At 56.2% G+C, this 15429-nt stretch carries 13 protein-coding genes; 12 read left to right on the top strand and 1 reads right to left on the bottom strand.

All coding sequences use genetic code 11. From position 1 onward, the window contains the following. Positions 1 to 10: 10 nt before the first annotated feature. The 4 genes from BBKW_RS02455 (at position 11) to BBKW_RS02470 (ending at position 5293) form a co-directional block, all read left to right on the top strand. Complete coding sequence (locus BBKW_RS02455) at positions 11 to 895, top strand: Cof-type HAD-IIB family hydrolase (protein ID WP_033500925.1); 885 nt, start codon at positions 11 to 13, stop codon at positions 893 to 895. 52 nt (positions 896 to 947) lie between these two features. Then, positions 948 to 2354 (top strand): PIF1 family DEAD/DEAH box helicase, encoded by a 1407-nt coding sequence (locus BBKW_RS02460; RefSeq protein WP_033500926.1) that lies wholly within the window; start codon positions 948 to 950, stop codon positions 2352 to 2354. 145 nt (positions 2355 to 2499) lie between these two features. Next, positions 2500 to 4335, top strand: a complete 1836-nt coding sequence (locus BBKW_RS02465) for a proline--tRNA ligase (RefSeq protein WP_033500927.1) — start codon at positions 2500 to 2502, stop codon at positions 4333 to 4335. Positions 4336 to 4756: 421 nt separating this feature from the next. Then, positions 4757 to 5293, top strand: a complete 537-nt coding sequence (locus BBKW_RS02470) for a single-stranded DNA-binding protein (RefSeq protein ID WP_033500928.1) — start codon at positions 4757 to 4759, stop codon at positions 5291 to 5293. Positions 5294 to 5348: 55 nt separating this feature from the next. Here BBKW_RS02470 and BBKW_RS02475 read toward each other — a convergent pair whose 3' ends face one another. After that, positions 5349 to 7430, bottom strand: a complete 2082-nt coding sequence (locus BBKW_RS02475; RefSeq protein ID WP_033500929.1) for a M13 family metallopeptidase — start codon at positions 7428 to 7430, stop codon at positions 5349 to 5351. A gap of 141 nt (positions 7431 to 7571) precedes the next feature. Here BBKW_RS02475 and map point away from each other — a divergent pair, with 141 nt between their 5' ends. The 8 genes from map (at position 7572) to ftsX (ending at position 15340) form a co-directional block, all read left to right on the top strand. Then, positions 7572 to 8351, top strand: coding sequence for a type I methionyl aminopeptidase (map, locus tag BBKW_RS02480; RefSeq protein ID WP_033500930.1), 780 nt, complete (start codon positions 7572 to 7574; stop codon positions 8349 to 8351). A 265-nt stretch (positions 8352 to 8616) separates the two neighbouring features. Then, positions 8617 to 9909 carry a citrate synthase gene (locus tag BBKW_RS02485; protein WP_033500931.1) on the top strand — a complete coding sequence of 431 codons (1293 nt, stop codon included), beginning with the start codon at positions 8617 to 8619 and terminating at the stop codon, positions 9907 to 9909. Between the two features lie 110 nt (positions 9910 to 10019). Next, a complete protein-coding gene (gene dapD, locus BBKW_RS02490; protein ID WP_033500932.1) occupies positions 10020 to 11009 on the top strand; it encodes a 2,3,4,5-tetrahydropyridine-2,6-dicarboxylate N-succinyltransferase in 990 nt (329 codons plus the stop codon). Positions 11010 to 11018: 9 nt separating this feature from the next. After that, positions 11019 to 11498, top strand: a complete 480-nt coding sequence (rlmH, locus tag BBKW_RS02495) for a 23S rRNA (pseudouridine(1915)-N(3))-methyltransferase RlmH (protein ID WP_033500933.1) — start codon at positions 11019 to 11021, stop codon at positions 11496 to 11498. Between the two features lie 111 nt (positions 11499 to 11609). Further along, a complete protein-coding gene (locus BBKW_RS11105) occupies positions 11610 to 11741 on the top strand; it encodes a hypothetical protein (protein WP_003835721.1) in 132 nt (43 codons plus the stop codon). Between the two features lie 182 nt (positions 11742 to 11923). Beyond that, on the top strand, positions 11924 to 13054 hold the full coding sequence (prfB, locus tag BBKW_RS02500; RefSeq protein WP_033500934.1) for a peptide chain release factor 2: 1131 nt from the start codon (positions 11924 to 11926) through the stop codon (positions 13052 to 13054). Positions 13055 to 13103: 49 nt separating this feature from the next. Then, a complete protein-coding gene (gene ftsE, locus BBKW_RS02505) occupies positions 13104 to 14417 on the top strand; it encodes a cell division ATP-binding protein FtsE (protein WP_033500935.1) in 1314 nt (437 codons plus the stop codon). Beyond that, the gene (gene ftsX / locus BBKW_RS02510) at positions 14417 to 15340 is read left to right on the top strand and encodes a permease-like cell division protein FtsX (RefSeq protein WP_033500936.1); all 924 of its coding nucleotides are present in this window, start codon (positions 14417 to 14419) and stop codon (positions 15338 to 15340) included. The genes ftsE and ftsX overlap by 1 nt, the downstream gene beginning before the upstream one ends. The last annotated feature ends 89 nt before the right edge of the window (positions 15341 to 15429 follow it).

The raw sequence follows: 15429 nt of genomic DNA on the forward strand, positions 1-15429 counted from the left end.
AAGGACTCCAGTGAGCGCAGCCGATTGGACCAGCATCGAAGTCCCGCAAGACATTCGCTTGGTGGTTGCCGATATGGACGGCACCCTGCTTGATGAGCATAGCGAGATTCCGCAAGGTTTCTGGCCGATGCTTGCGCGGTTGCGCTCACGAGGCGTTGAATTCGTGCCGGCGTCCGGACGCCAGTACGCTACCTTGCGTGCCATGTTCGCCGATAAGGCGGCGCAGGTGCTTGACGGCGGCGAACTTTCGTATATCGCGGAAAACGGCAATGTCGTGGCCATTGACGGTAATATTGCCGAAGTGCACGGCGTCGATACCGATGTGACCCGCTGGACCATCGACACGGTGAACGCTTCTGCCGCGGCTGGCGAATACGATATGGGATTGGTGCTTTGTGGCTTGCGCACGGCATACGTGCAGCGTACGGACAAGCCGTTCCTTGACGAAGTCGGCAAATATTATGCGGCACTGGAGATTGTGGACGATCTGCATAGCGTGCTTGAAGATGTGATCGCATCAAACGGCGAAAGCGACACCATGCTCAAACTGGCGATTCTCGATTTCGACGATGCCGAAGCGATGGCCGCGGAAAAGTTGACGCCACTGAAAAACGATTATCAGGTGGTGGTTTCCGGCAAACTGTGGGTTGACATCATGAATGCTACAACCAATAAGAAGCAGGGCGTCGAAGCGTTGCAGCGCGTGCTTGGCGTCACTGCGGCCCAAACGGCGGTATTTGGCGATTATCTTAATGATTTGCAGATGCTTTCGGCGGGGCAGTGGTCGTTCGCTATGGGCAACGCGCACCCCGCGTTGAAACAAGCCGCGCATTTTGTGGCTCCATCCAATGCCGACCACGGGGTGCTTCAGGTTGTCGACAAGCTGATTGCGTAAGGAAGCCGTTTTTCGAAATTGATGGTCGAACGAACAGGAAAGGCGGTGCAGCATGCGGCAGGCTGAGGCATTGGCGATTCTGCAAAGTGGTACGAGCGTCTTTCTGACAGGCGCGCCGGGCGCCGGCAAGACTTACGTGCTTAACGAGTTCGTACGTCAGGCCCGTGCCGAAGGTGCGGCGGTGTCGGTGACGGCGTCCACCGGTATTGCGGCCACGCACATCAACGGGCAGACCATTCATTCATGGAGCGGTGTCGGACTTGCCAACGCGCTCACCGACAATCTGATCAAAACCATACGTACCCGACGCAAACGTAAGCTGCAAGGCGCTGACATTCTCATCATCGACGAGGTTTCCATGCTGCATGCGTGGCTGTTCGACATGGTCGATCAGGTGTGCCGCATCATTCGCCGTGACCAGCGCCCGTTCGGCGGGCTTCAAGTGGTGCTGTCCGGCGATTTCTTCCAGCTTCCGCCGGTGAGCATGGGTGGACGCAACCACGATCTGGTCACACCAAGCCCGGAATTCGTGGCTTCCCGCGAACGATATGCGAAAGCGGGACTTAATCCAGATGGTTTCGTTACCGAATCATTGGTATGGCGGGAATTGAATCCTGCGATCTGTTACCTGACCGAACAGCATCGTCAGGATGACGGCAGTCTGCTCACCGTGTTGACCGATATTCGCAACGGTTGCGTGAACGACGATGACCGCAATGTACTCCTCACCAGGCTGGGCGCAATTCCCGAACCTGGTCAGCAGGCCGTCAATCTGTTTCCCGTCAACAAGCAGGCGGACACGCTCAACGACATGCGCCTGTTCGAAATCAGTGAGGAACCGCACGAATATTTCGCCGAAGCCGCAGGGCCGGTCAATCTGGTGGAACGTTTGAAGAAAAACATGCTTGCCCCCGAACGTTTGCAGCTCAAAACCGGAGCTGCGGTGATGGCCGTACGCAACGACACCGACCACCAATTCGTGAACGGATCATTGGGCACCGTGCGCGGATTTGCCGCCGAAAACAAGGGCGGATGGCCGATCGTTGAATTTGAAAACGGCAATGTCGTTACCATGAAGCCGAATTGCTGGGAAATGATGGACGGCGACACAGTGCTCGCCAGCGTCAACCAGGTGCCGTTGCGCTGTGCGTGGGCGATCACCATCCACAAATCGCAAGGTATGACGCTCGACCGTGCGGTGATGGATTTGCGGCGCACCTTCGCGCCCGGCATGGGGTATGTGGCGCTGTCTCGTGTGGAAGGTCTGCAAGGCCTGTATCTGAACGGTGTGAACGAACGCATGTTTTTGGTTTCGCCCGATGCGGTGCGATTGGATGGTGAGTTGCGTCTCGCCTCGGCGCAGGCATCCGATATGTTGGCTCATGATGGCATCGCCGCGTTCCGGCAGATGACTGCAGCCTCAGACGATGACGAGTTCGCGCAGGATGCGCTGTTCTAGTACGGCGATTGCCTTGTCTGACATTTACGACGTTTTTTAGGATTCGACGGATATGACTGTTGTACTCCGTCCGTGCGTTGCCATGCACCGGTGAACGGGTGGTCAGATTGGGCTTACGTCCCCTTGCCTGAGTAGTTTTGAGCGTATGACTAAAGCACTTCGTATGTCCACCATGTTCCTGCGCACTCTGCGTGAGGATCCCGCCGATGCCGATGTCGTATCGGATAAGCTTCTGCAGCGCGCCTGCTACCTGCGCAAGGCCGCTCCGGGTATTTGGACCTGGCTGCCGCTGGGCCTGAATGTTCTGAACAAGATCGAAAACATCATCCGTGAGGAAATGGCTTCGATCGACGCCCAGGAAGTCCACTTCTCCGGTCTGCTGCCGCGTGAACCGTATGAGGCCACCCATCGTTGGGAAGAGTATGGCGACAACATCTTCCGTTTGAAGGATCGCCATGAGGCCGACTACCTGCTGGCGCCGACCCATGAGGAAATGTTCACCCTGTTGGTCAAGGACCTGTACTCCTCCTACAAGGATCTGCCGGTTACCCTCTACCAGATTCAGACCAAGTATCGTGACGAATTCCGCCCGCGTGCAGGCCTGATCCGTGGCCGTGAATTCATCATGAAGGACGCCTATTCCTTCACGCTCGACAAGGAAGGCCTTGTCAAGGCGTATATGGACGAGCGTGGTGCCTACGAGCGTATTTTCAACCGTCTCGATTTGAAGTATGTGCCGGTGCACGCCATGGCCGGCCCGATGGGCGGCTTCGAATCCGAAGAGTTCCTTGCCCCGATGGAAATCGGTGAAGACACCTTCGCGCAGTCGCCGAGCGGTAAGGCTTGGAATGTTGAGGCGCTGACCACTCCGGAACCGGAAGCCATTGACTTCAGCAACACTCCAGCCGCTGAAAAGCGTCCGACGCCGAATGCTGAAACCATCGATCAGATGGTTGAATTCGCCAATGCCAACCATCCGCGTTCCGATGGCCGCGCGTGGGAGGCTTCCGACATTCTGAAGAACGTGGTGATCGCCGTGATGCATCCGCAGGATGACGATCATGATGAGCCGTGGCGAGAACTGGTGGTTGTCGGCGTGCCTGGCGATCGTACCGTTGACATGAAGCGTCTTGAAGCGCAGTTCACTCCGGCTGAAATCGAAGAGGCCACCGACGAGGATCTGAAGAAGCATCCGGAACTCGTCAAGGGCTATATCGGCCCGATGGCGTTTGGCCCGCAGGCTCGCGGCGGTGAAAAGGCTGAAAACGCCAATGAAACCGGCGAAGCGTTGCGTTACCTCATCGACGCGCATATCGCCCGCGGTTCCGCATGGTTCACCGGTGCCGATGAAGCCGGCGTCGACTACTACGATCTCGTGTACGGCCGCGACTTTGAGGCCGACGGCGTAGTGGAGGCCGTGCAGGTTCGCCATGGCGACATGAGCCCGGACGGTTCCGGACCGCTGAGCTTCGAACGCGGTGTGGAAATCGGTCAGGTGTTCCAGCTTGGCCTGAAGTATTCCAACGCGCTCGGTCTGAAGGTGCTCGACCAGAACGGCAAGACCGTGCCGGTGTGGATGGGCTCCTACGGCATTGGCGTATCTCGTGTGATGGCTTGCATCGCTGAAACCCACCATGACGAGAAGGGCTTGGCGTGGCCGGCCATCATCGCTCCCGCCCAGGTGCATGTGGTGGCCACCGGCAAGGATGCGGCCGCATTCGAAGCCGCCGAGCAACTGATCGCCGAGCTGGAAGCCAAGGGCATCGAAGTAATCTTCGATGACCGCAAGAAGGTTTCCCCGGGCGTCAAGTTCAAGGATGCCGAGCTTATCGGTGTGCCGCTGATCGTCGTCGCAGGCCGCGACACTGTCAACAATGGCACCATTGAAGTGCGTGACCGCAATGGCGAGAACGCCGAAGCCGTGCCTGTTGCCGACGCCGCCCAGATGATCGCCGATCGTGTTGCCGCACTGCTGAAGTAATAATCGTATTTTTCTGATTATTTCATCATATAGACGGAAGATTATGGAAATTCCATAGTCTTCCGTTTTTTATCTAGAAAACAGATGGAAGGAAGCATGATTTTGCGGAAAACATTTATGGGGCAAACAAACTAAAAAACCATGCATATATCGACAGTGCATTGCTGTGGATAAGTGAGATTTATCCACCGACTATCCACGACTCGCCCGAAATGGCGTCCTCTATCCACATTTGTCGGTTGCGCTTGTGCCAGTATGGTCGAATCGAGGATAGTGGGTTCTACCGCGGAAACGCAAGGAAGCGGAAAGGCGTGCAGAACCCCTCTCTCACAACCCATTTCTCCGACTGCATGTTACTCTCGCACCTTCATCGGTGCTTTCCGCGGCCCCTTTATCACCAAAGCGACAGAAAGGGCCGATCATGGCACAACAGCAAGCTCTCATCACTATCACCGGATATGTGGGTGCCAATCCCACGCAATTCAACAAGGATGGCATGCCCCATGCCAGCTCGTTCAGAATGGCGAGCACCAGACGGTATTTCGACAATCGCACACAGCAATGGGAAGATCTTCCTACCACGTGGATCACGGTGAAAGCGTACCGGAATCTATCCGAAAACATCTGCCAATCGTTGAAGAAAGGCGAACCGGTTATTGTAGTAGGTTCGCTTGCCACGGAAACATGGACCGATATGAATGGTAAGCCACAGTCGCGTATTGTGCTGGAAGCCAGCGCCGCAGGGCATGACCTCAACCGTGGCGTCACTACGTTGCGCAAGTTCATCAAGCCAAACGACCAAAGCCAACCGGAAACGAAGAGCACGGAACCTCAAGTGGAAGTCGACCCGTTCGCAAGACACGACAGTGTGGCTCCGGTTGAGATAGTGGTTCCCGAAGATGACGAAGCCGCTGAATTCTCGGGAAATCCCGAAGAATTCAGCGGCGACATATATTAGGAGGCGCCGATGCTTTGCACGATGGGCGACGATTGCCTACTGATGATGCGGTTCGTTACCAGATGCGCACGCGCTGATCGGGCTCAAGCCACATACCATCCTCAGGTTTCACATCGAATGCCTTGTAGAACAGGTCAACGTTGCGTGCGATGCCGTTCGTGCGGCATTCAGCGGGGGAATGCGGGTCGATCTGCAGATACTGCTCCGCCAGCTCGTCACGATTCTTGGTACGCCAGATGGATGCATAGCTGAGGAAGAAACGCTGCAATCCGGTGAAACCGTCGATTTGCGGCGCTTCAGCCAGCGAAGCCTCAACTGCGTCCATGGATCCGTTCTTCTCACGGCCGGCTGCCTCGTCAAGAGCGAACGCGTACGCCTTGAGCGCGATGTTCACACCACTTAAGTCGCCGATGTTCTCGCCGATGGTTAGCGCGCCGTTCACATGCGGAGCTTGGGCGGGATCGTCGGTGTACTTTTCAGAGAGCTGGGTCGGTACGAATGCGTTGTACTGGTCGATGAGCTTCTGCGTGAGCCGTTCGAAATTGGCTTTGTCTTCTTCGGTCCACCAATCGTTGAGCTTGCCGTCGCCATCATACTGGGCACCCTGATCGTCGAAACCGTGGCCGATCTCATGACCAATCACCGCGCCGATACCACCGTAATTCGCGGCGTCTTCGGCATTCGGATCGAAGAACGGCGGTTGCAGAATGGCGGCTGGGAATACGATCACGTTCATGGTTGGCTCATAGTAGGCGTTCACCGTCTGCGGGTTCATCAGCCATTCGTCCTTGTCGACGCTCTTGCCGACCTTGGACAACTGGTAGCCGGTCTCATACAGGTTGGCGGCACGCATGTTCTCGGCGAAACCGGCATCCTCACGCACGTCAAGCGCGGAATAGTCACGCCAATGGTTCGTGTAACCGATCTTCGGTACGAACTTGGAAAGCTTCTCCAACGCCTTCTGCTTGGTTTCCTCGCCAAGCCAGGCAGAACTGGAGATGGACATGCGGTAGGCGTCGATCAGGTTGCCGACCAGCTGTTCCATGCGCTGCTTCGACGACTCGGGGAAGTGCCTCTTCACATATTCGCGGCCCACATCCTCGCCGCAAATGCCGTTGACCAGCGAAACGCCGCGCTTCCAGCGCACACGCTGCTGCTTCTGGCCAGACAACGTCTTGCCATAGAACTCGAAATTCGTCTCATCGAATTCGTGCGGCAGTTCCAATGTGGATCCGATGATCACATGCACGCGAGCCCACAGCTTGAGATCATCAAGATCCGAGGTCTTCCAGAACGCGTTAAGACCGGTGAGAAAGCTCGGCTCATGCACTACCACACGGTTGAAAATACCGCGGAAATCAAGCGGTTGCACCTGTGCTGCGGAAGTCTGATCATATGCGGACTGCCAGGATTCGATCCATGTGTCGAGATCATAATCGGCAAGCATGCCGCTCAATTCCGCATAATCAGTGGGATTATAGGTCTTCACCGAATCACGGGTGGCTACATTGTCCCAATGGTTCGCGGCGATACGCGTCTCAACATCGAGGAAACGTTTGGCGTTGGCTTCGGCCTGCTCGCTATCGGCGGAAAGCTTCGCGTTCTTAAGCTGCTTGGCCACCATATCGACGTACGCTTCGCGAATCGGCGCATAATGGTCTTCACGGTAATACGCCTCATCGGGCAGTCCCAAACCGGCCTGCTCGACATGGATGATGTTGGTTTCGGGAGCACCGGGATCGCCATATACGGCAATGCCAATCAAGTCAGGGCCGCCAGCTGGATTCATCGCGCCCAAAGCGCGAGTGAGCTCGGTTTTGCTGGCAGCGGCATCAATGGCCTCAAGCTGGTGTTCAATGGCGGCAAGCCCGGAAGCGTTGATGGCATCAACGTCAAGGAAGCTTGCATACAGGGCGTGGGACTTCTCGGCAGGGCAGTCGTCGTCTTCAAGAATCTCACGAATCTGGTTTTCGGCGTCTTCGGCGAGCTTGTCGAACGAACCATAACGAGAACGGTCGTCAGGAAGGCGATACATGTCGATCCACGGGCCATTGACATAGCGGAACAGATCTTGCGCAGGGCCGGTCACGGCGGAGAACGATGCCGGATCGATGCCCGAATTCAAAGTGGTACTCATGACTTCACACTATCCATCTTTGGTGACAAAACAGTGTATCCGAAACGAATAATCGTCATTATGTAATTTCATATGTAAGACGCGATTGCCTGATCGCAAGAAACGCATGCACTGTAGGGCGTACGAAGTAGGGTTATAAGCATGATTGAACTGAAAACACCGAAAGAGATCGAAGAGATGAAGCCGGCCGGCCGTTTCGTCGGCGGTATTCTGCGTGATCTCAAGGAATTCACCAAAGTTGGTACCAATCTGTTGGAAATCGACGAATTCGTGCACAAGCGCATCGTCGATCGCAAGGGAGCCGAATCCTGCTATGTCGACTACGCTCCGGATTTTGGCACCGGCCCGTTCGCACACTACATTTGCGTTTCCGTGAACGATGCGGTGCTGCATGGCGTTCCGTTCGACTACAACCTGAAAGACGGCGATCTGGTCAGCCTCGATCTGGCGATCAACGTCGACGGTTGGGTTGCCGATTCCGCCATCAGCTTTGTGGTCGGCGAACATAAGGATCCTGAGGATTTGCGACTGATCAAGTGCACCGAAGAGGCTTTGGAAGCCGGTATCGCCGCTGCACAGCCGGGCAACCGTTTGGGTGATGTTTCCGCGGCCATCGGCGATGTGGCTCGCGAATACGGTTATCCGATCAACCTTGAATTCGGCGGCCACGGCGTCGGCCGTATCATGCACGGCGATCCGCATGTGCCGAACGACGGTCGCGCCCACCACGGCTACAAGCTGCGTCCGGGCCTGGTTATCGCCATCGAACCTTGGTTCCTCAAGACCACCGATGAGATCTACCAGGATCCGAAGGACGGTTGGACACTGAAGAGCTCCGACGGTTCCCGTGGTGCGCACAGCGAGCACACCATCGCCATCACCGATAATGGCCCGGTGATTCTCACCGTTCGCGACAAGTGATCAATGGTTGGCGAAAACGTTGTGATTTCGTAGTGAACTAACGAAATTCATCAGGCGAAGCCGATGTCTGGAATTCTTTTGCAATTCTAGACATCGGCTTTTTATATGCGCAATTTTGTACTGGAAAACTGAATATTCGTTATACGGGAATGAAGAATCGAATGTCAATCGATTGATTTTGAGACGAAACCATGCTTGGAAACGCGCATGCCATATAGTATTCGATACTTCCGAACGGTTATGGACGGTTAAGGAGCGTGCAAGTATGGCCACAGCCAATCTGAGTGTGGAATCCAAAGACTTCACCCTGCCGGTGGTCGAGGCCACGGCAGGCGCGGACGGCATCGTGGTATCCACGCTGCGCAATGATGGCTGGGTCACGCTTGACCCCGGATTTCTGACGACCGCGCAGTGCGAATCGAAAATCACCTACATCGACGGCAAGAACTCGATTCTGCGCTACCGCGGATACCCGATCGAGCAACTGTGCGAGCAATCTGATTTCCTTGAGGTCGCATGGCTGTTGCGCCACGGCGAACTGCCGAATCAGGAGCAGTACGACCGTTTCATCTCCGATATCAACCATCGTACGATGGTGGGGGAGGATTTCCGCACCTTCATGGGCTCCTTCCCGCGTACCGCGCATCCGATGAGCGTGATGGCATCCGCGGTCAACGCGCTCGCCACCTTCTACCCGGATACCACGGATATCAGCGATTCCGACCAGCTTGACGAAGCCGCGACCATTATCATGGCGAAGGCGCGAACCATCGTCAGCTACATTTTCCGCCGTCGCCGCGATGAGCCGATGCTGTACCCGGATTATTCGCGCGGTTACGTGGACGATTTTCTGCGCATGTGCTTCGCGGTGCCGTACGAGCCGTTCGACTCCGATCCGCTGTACGTGCACGCGCTCGGCCGACTGCTGATCATCCATGCCGATCATGAGCAGAACTGCTCCACGTCCGTGGTGCGTGTCGCCGGTTCCGCCCACGCCAACCTGTATTCCGCGGTCGCAGCAGGCATCAACGCGCTTTCGGGCCCGCTGCACGGCGGTGCGAATGAGGCGGTGCTGCGCCAGCTCAAAGCCATTCGCGATTCGGGCAAAACCGTCAAGGAATTCGTGGAAGACGCCAAAGCCAGTGGTCAGCGCATTTCCGGACTTGGCCACCGCGTGTACAAATCGTATGATCCTCGTGCGGCGATTGCCAAGACGTATCTGCAGAAGATCATGGAACGCGCGGATACGTTGAAACTGCCTGCCGATGAGCGTGCATTGTTCGACGTCGCCACGGAATTGGAGAAGATCGCGTTGAATGACGAGTATTTCGTGTCTCGTCACTTGTATCCGAATGTCGACTTCTACACGGGATTGATCTACCGCGCGATCGGTTTTGATCCGTCGATGTTCACCACATTGTTCGCGTTGGGGCGCATTCCCGGTTGGATTGCGCAATATCGTGAGATGCTTGCCGATCCGAACACCAAGATCGGTCGTCCACGTCAGGTGTACACCGGTTATACCGAACGTGATTACGTTCCGATCGACCGTCGGTAGTTGTTTTTTCGCTGTTTCATGGAATCGTGATGTCTTTCGCCAAGCCCTGCGGCTAAAGTGTTGCACGGAACCGTGCAAGTAATGCAATCACTATTGTGAAGGAGCGAAGAATGACCGATCAGCGCACTGCGTGGGGTTGGGGTCTGGCCAGCGTGGACGCGGCTGGCAATACTCTGGATGTTTGGTATCCGGAATTGAAGCTTGGCGAGGCGCCGAAGGAAGTGGCCCGCCCAAACCACAATTTCGGCAACCTTGCCCATGAGGGAGTGGACGTGCGTGGCGTACGCCGCATTCCGGTGTTCACCGTGTCGAAGCTTGACGAGCCGATCGAAGATGCCGCCGACGCTTACCTGCGTCTGCATTTGCTGAGCATGCGTCTGGCCAAGCCGAACACACTGAACCTGGACGGCATTTTCGCGGCCCTCAACAATGTGGTGTGGACTAACTATGGTCCTTTCGCGGTCGAGGATTTCGCGCTGCGCAAGCTCGACGTGATGGCCGCCGCCAACCAGAGCGCTCCGGGCCTGCCGAAAGTCGACGTGAACGTGTTGTCGATCGACAAGTTCCCGCGCATGGTCGACTATGTGGTGCCGACCGGCGTGCGAATCGGCGACGCCGACCGCGTGCGTTTGGGCGCCCACCTTTCCGAAGGCACCACCGTCATGCATGCCGGCTTCGTGAACTTCAACGCCGGCACGCTCGGCGTTTCCATGGTGGAAGGCCGAGTCTCCCAAGGTGTTGTGGTCGGCAATGGTTCCGACATCGGCGGCGGTGCATCCATCATGGGCACCCTGTCCGGCGGCGGCAAGCTCAAGAACTCCATCGGCGAGCATTCGCTGCTCGGCGCGAACGCGGGCATCGGCATCTCCCTCGGCGACAACTGCGTGGTTGAAGCCGGCCTGTATGTGACCGCCGGCACCAAGGTGACCATCTACGATAAGGCCAAGGTCGCAGCGGGAGAACCGCTCGAAACTGTCAAGGGTGCCGACCTTTCCGGCAAAGACAACATTCTGTTCATTCGCAACTCGGTGTCCGGACGTATCGAAGCGCGCTATCGCAAGACCGGTATCGAACTGAACGAAAAACTGCACAAGAACTAAAAACAAGCCATGAAAATCTCCCTTATTACCGTCGGCAAAGTCAAGGAAAAATATTTGCGCGACGCCATCGCCGAATATTCGAAACGACTCAGCCGATACTGCAAGCTTGACATCGTCGAAGTGGCCGACGAGAAAACACCTGAGCATGCCAGTGAGGGAGTTGAACGTCAAATCAAAGCCAAGGAAGGCGAACGCATCGCCAAACATATACGTGACGATGCGTTCGTCATCGCGCTCGCCATCGAAGGCCAGCAGCTGACCAGCGAGGAACTTGCGCGAAAAATCGACGGTCTCGGGCTGCATGGCACAAGCCATATCCAGTTCATCATCGGCGGTTCTCTCGGGCTCGATCCAACGATTGTGAAACGGGCAGACTACTTGCTGAGCTTCTCCAAAATGACGTTCCCGCATCAGTTAATGCGCGTTATTTTGTTGGAACAGATCTATCGTGCGTACAAAATCAATGCCGGAGAGCCCTACCATAAATGATTTGTTCACGTTCTCGAATGATTCGCGCATGATTTCCGCGTATGAAATACGAGACTGCGTCAAGAATGCCGGAAGTCGATAAGTAGAAGGTGTTGCCTATACTGGTGCCCCATGAGTGACTACAGAAGCGAACGCGAGCAGCGAGAGCGCCGTCGCCGCACTTTGGTGCGAGCGGTGTGCATCGTCATTGCCGCGGCGATGCTGCTGAGTCTGGTGATTCCTGCTATCTACGCAGGTCTTTGACGCCCTTGGCCAGGTATGATCCTCCCCGGGTCTGCATCCCCATACATAACGAGACTGGTTCGCGGCTCGGCAGGATGGGAGCGAGCATGCGGGCACGTGGAAAAGTTGAGGATTGTGCGGAAGCCGTATGAGGCTCCATGACAGAATATAAAGAACGCATAAAGAAATGTATGGTGTAAACGATGGCAGAATTTGATTTTTCCCAAGCAATCGGCGAAGCGCGCGCCAAATACGAATCGATTTCCAAGGCGCTTGATGTCGATCGACTGACCGCACAGGCCAAGGATCTTGAAGTGCAGGCGGCCGAACCGGGACTGTGGGATGACCCTGAAAACGCGCAGAAAGTGACCAGCAAGCTTTCCGCGGTACAGTCCCAGTTGAAGCGTCTCGCCTCCGCAAGCCAGCGTATCGACGACGTCGAAACGCTCGTGGAATTGGGGCAGGAAGAAGACGACGCCGACACGTTGGCGGAAGCGCGGTCCGAAGTCGAAAGCATTCAGAACGATCTGGCAGACATGGAAATCCAGACCCTGCTTGACGGCGAATACGACGAACGCTCCGCAGTGGTGACCATTCGCTCCGGTGCCGGCGGCGTGGATGCGGCCGACTTCGCGCAGATGCTGTTGCGCATGTACCTGCGTTGGGCGGAGCGCAACGGCTACAAAGCTAAAGTCATGGACACCTCCTATGCGGAAGAGGCGGGCATCAAGTCCGCCACCTTCCAGGTGGATGCCCCCTATGCATATGGTCGCATGAGCGTGGAAGGCGGCACCCACCGTCTGGTACGTATCTCCCCGTTCGACAACCAGGGCCGCCGTCAGACCAGCTTCGCGGCTGTGGAAGTGGTGCCGCTTGTCGAAGCGACCGATCATATCGACGTGCCAGATTCCGAAATTCGTGTTGATACCTACTGCTCTTCCGGTCCTGGCGGTCAGGGTGTGAACACCACGTATTCCGCGGTGCGCATCACCCACATTCCGACCGGCATCGTGGTGACCATGCAGGATGAACGCTCGCAGATTCAGAATCGTGCCGCGGCCATGGCCGTGTTGCAGTCCCGACTGCTGGTGCTGCGCCACGAAGAGGAAGCCAAGAAAAAGAAGGAACTCGCCGGCGACATCAAGGCCAGCTGGGGTGATCAGATGCGCTCCTACGTACTGCATCCGTATCAGATGGTCAAGGATCTGCGCACTGGCTATGAGACCTCGCAGACTCAAGCCGTGTTCGACGGTGATATCGACGCGTTCATCGAAGCTGGTATTCGCTGGCGTCATGAACAGCGTCGTGAGGCGGAGGAAGAAGCGGAAGCCTAAAAGCCGCGATTCCCGTAATCAGAACAGCACATAGTGGAGGGGTACGACGATGGCGCTGATTTCGCTTGAACATGTGAGCAAGGTGTATCCGAAAGGCACCAGGCCTGCGTTGGATGACATCAATCTCGACATCAATCGAGGGGATTTCGTGTTCCTCGTGGGCGCATCAGGTTCCGGCAAAACCACATTGCTGAGCCTGTTGCTGCGTGAAGAGGAGGCCACGGACGGCGAGATTCGAGTCGCAGGCAACGATTTGCGACGCCTGTCCGCACGGCAGGTGCCGCATTATCGTCGTTCCATCGGCTTCATCTTCCAGGATTACAAGCTGTTGAACAACAAAACGGTGTGGGAGAATGTGGCGTTCGCGCTTGAAGTGATCGGCACAAGCCGTTCCACCATCAAATCGTTGGTGCCGAAAGTGCTGCAGACGGTTGGGCTTACCGGCAAGGAGGACAGCTATCCGCATGAGCTTTCCGGCGGTGAGGCGCAGCGTGTGGCCATCGCGCGAGCGTATGTGAACCATCCGCAGATTCTGCTGGCCGACGAGCCTACCGGAAACCTTGATCCGACCACATCGTTGGGCATTATGGAAGTGTTGGACGCCATCAACCGCACCGGCACCACCGTTGTCATGGCCACGCATAATGAGGAAATCGTCAACTCCATGCGCAAGCGTGTAGTCGAACTGCACACCGGCAAAATCGTGCGTGACGAGCAGCAGGGATCCTACGATTCCGCACTGTACTTCCCGGATGCCGAAGTGGAATCCAAATCGCATCAGGCACTGAATGGTGGCGATCTCGACGCGAAATATCGCGCGCCAAGCGGTTTGGCCGTGTCCGATGCTCCCGAAGAGACGGTGGATGTGGAAGGTGCGACGCGAGCCGAAACCGCAGCGAATGCGGTTGATGCCGTGGCTGCGGCTGTTCACGATGGCAATGGAGATGCGGGCATTGCGCGACTTGCCAATTCCGTGCATTCCGGTCGCACCGGCCGTTACGGAGAGGCATTCGCCTCGGTGGAAACCACGTTAACCTGGGGCAAGGGTCTGAAGCTCGAGGAGCTTGCCGGACAGGAACAATCTGATTCGTCTGCACATTCCCAGATCGAATCCAATGCTGATGCCACTATCGTTTCGTCTGAAACAAGCGTCGAATCAGGCAACGCGGATGAAAACGAACAGCCGGCTGAGTCAACGGTTCCTACGCCTCCGGCACCGCCGATGCCTCCCGCGCCGCCAGCGCCTCCGACACCTCCTGCCGTTCCAGCGGCGACCGACGATGGCGCGGCGAACTGCGCAGAACAATCCGTCGAACAATCTGCCGAACAGCATGAAACGTCCGAAAACAAGGAGAACGACTGATGCGTTTGCGTTTCATTCTTTCCGAAACCTGGAGCAGCCTCAAGCGCAACGTACCTATGCTGCTTTCGGTGATGCTCGTTACCTTCATCTCATTCCTTTTCATCGGAGCGTCAGTGCTTACCCAGGCGCAGATCACCAAAGCCAAAGGCGATTGGTATTCCAAGGTCGAAGTGGTGGTGTGGATGTGCCCCGACGGCACCAGCCAATCTGTGAACTGCACCGCGGGAACCGCCGCGACGCAGGCACAGATCAACGACTTGCAGCAAACCATCCGCAACGAGCTTGCCGATGATGTTGCGAAGATCACCTTCGTCAGCAAGGAAGATTTCTATAACGACACCTTCCTTAAGCAATATCCGAACGGCGAATATCAGGGGCGTACGCTTACTGCCGATGACATGCAGGATTCATTGTGGCTCAAACTCAAGAATCCTGAAAAATACCAGGTGGTTTCCGAAGTGCTTTCCGGCAAGGAAGGCGTCGATACCGTCAGTGACCAACGGCAGATTTTCGAGCCGGTTTTCGCAGTACTGAACCGTGCTACCATTGCGACCGCCGCATTGGCCGCGGTAATGGTAGTTGTTGCCATTATGCTGACCGGCACCACGATTCGCATGTCTGCGGCGTCTCGCAAAACCGAAACGGAAATCATGCGTTTGGTGGGTGCTTCGAACTGGACGATTCGATTGCCGTTCATTTTGGAAGGTGCGATCGCGTCGTTGGTGGGTTCGCTGCTGTCTTGCGCCACGCTTTCGGTATTGGTGAAGGTGTTCGTCACTGATTGGCTTGCGACTTCCGTAAAATGGATTCCGTATGTGAATCAGATGACAGTGCTTTGGATTTCGCCGATTCTGGTTCTTGGAGCGGTATTGCTGTCCGTGATTGCATCCACGGTATCGCTGCATAGATATCTGAAGGCCTGATAAGTATTACTTCATGGCAAGTGGCATTACGCGTCGCGGATTTTAAGCATGAGATGCTATGGTGTGGAACAATGATGGGAGGCAAGTGA

The sequence above is a fragment of the Bifidobacterium catenulatum subsp. kashiwanohense JCM 15439 = DSM 21854 genome (assembly GCF_001042615.1).
In the GTDB taxonomy this organism is placed as follows: domain Bacteria; phylum Actinomycetota; class Actinomycetes; order Actinomycetales; family Bifidobacteriaceae; genus Bifidobacterium; species Bifidobacterium catenulatum.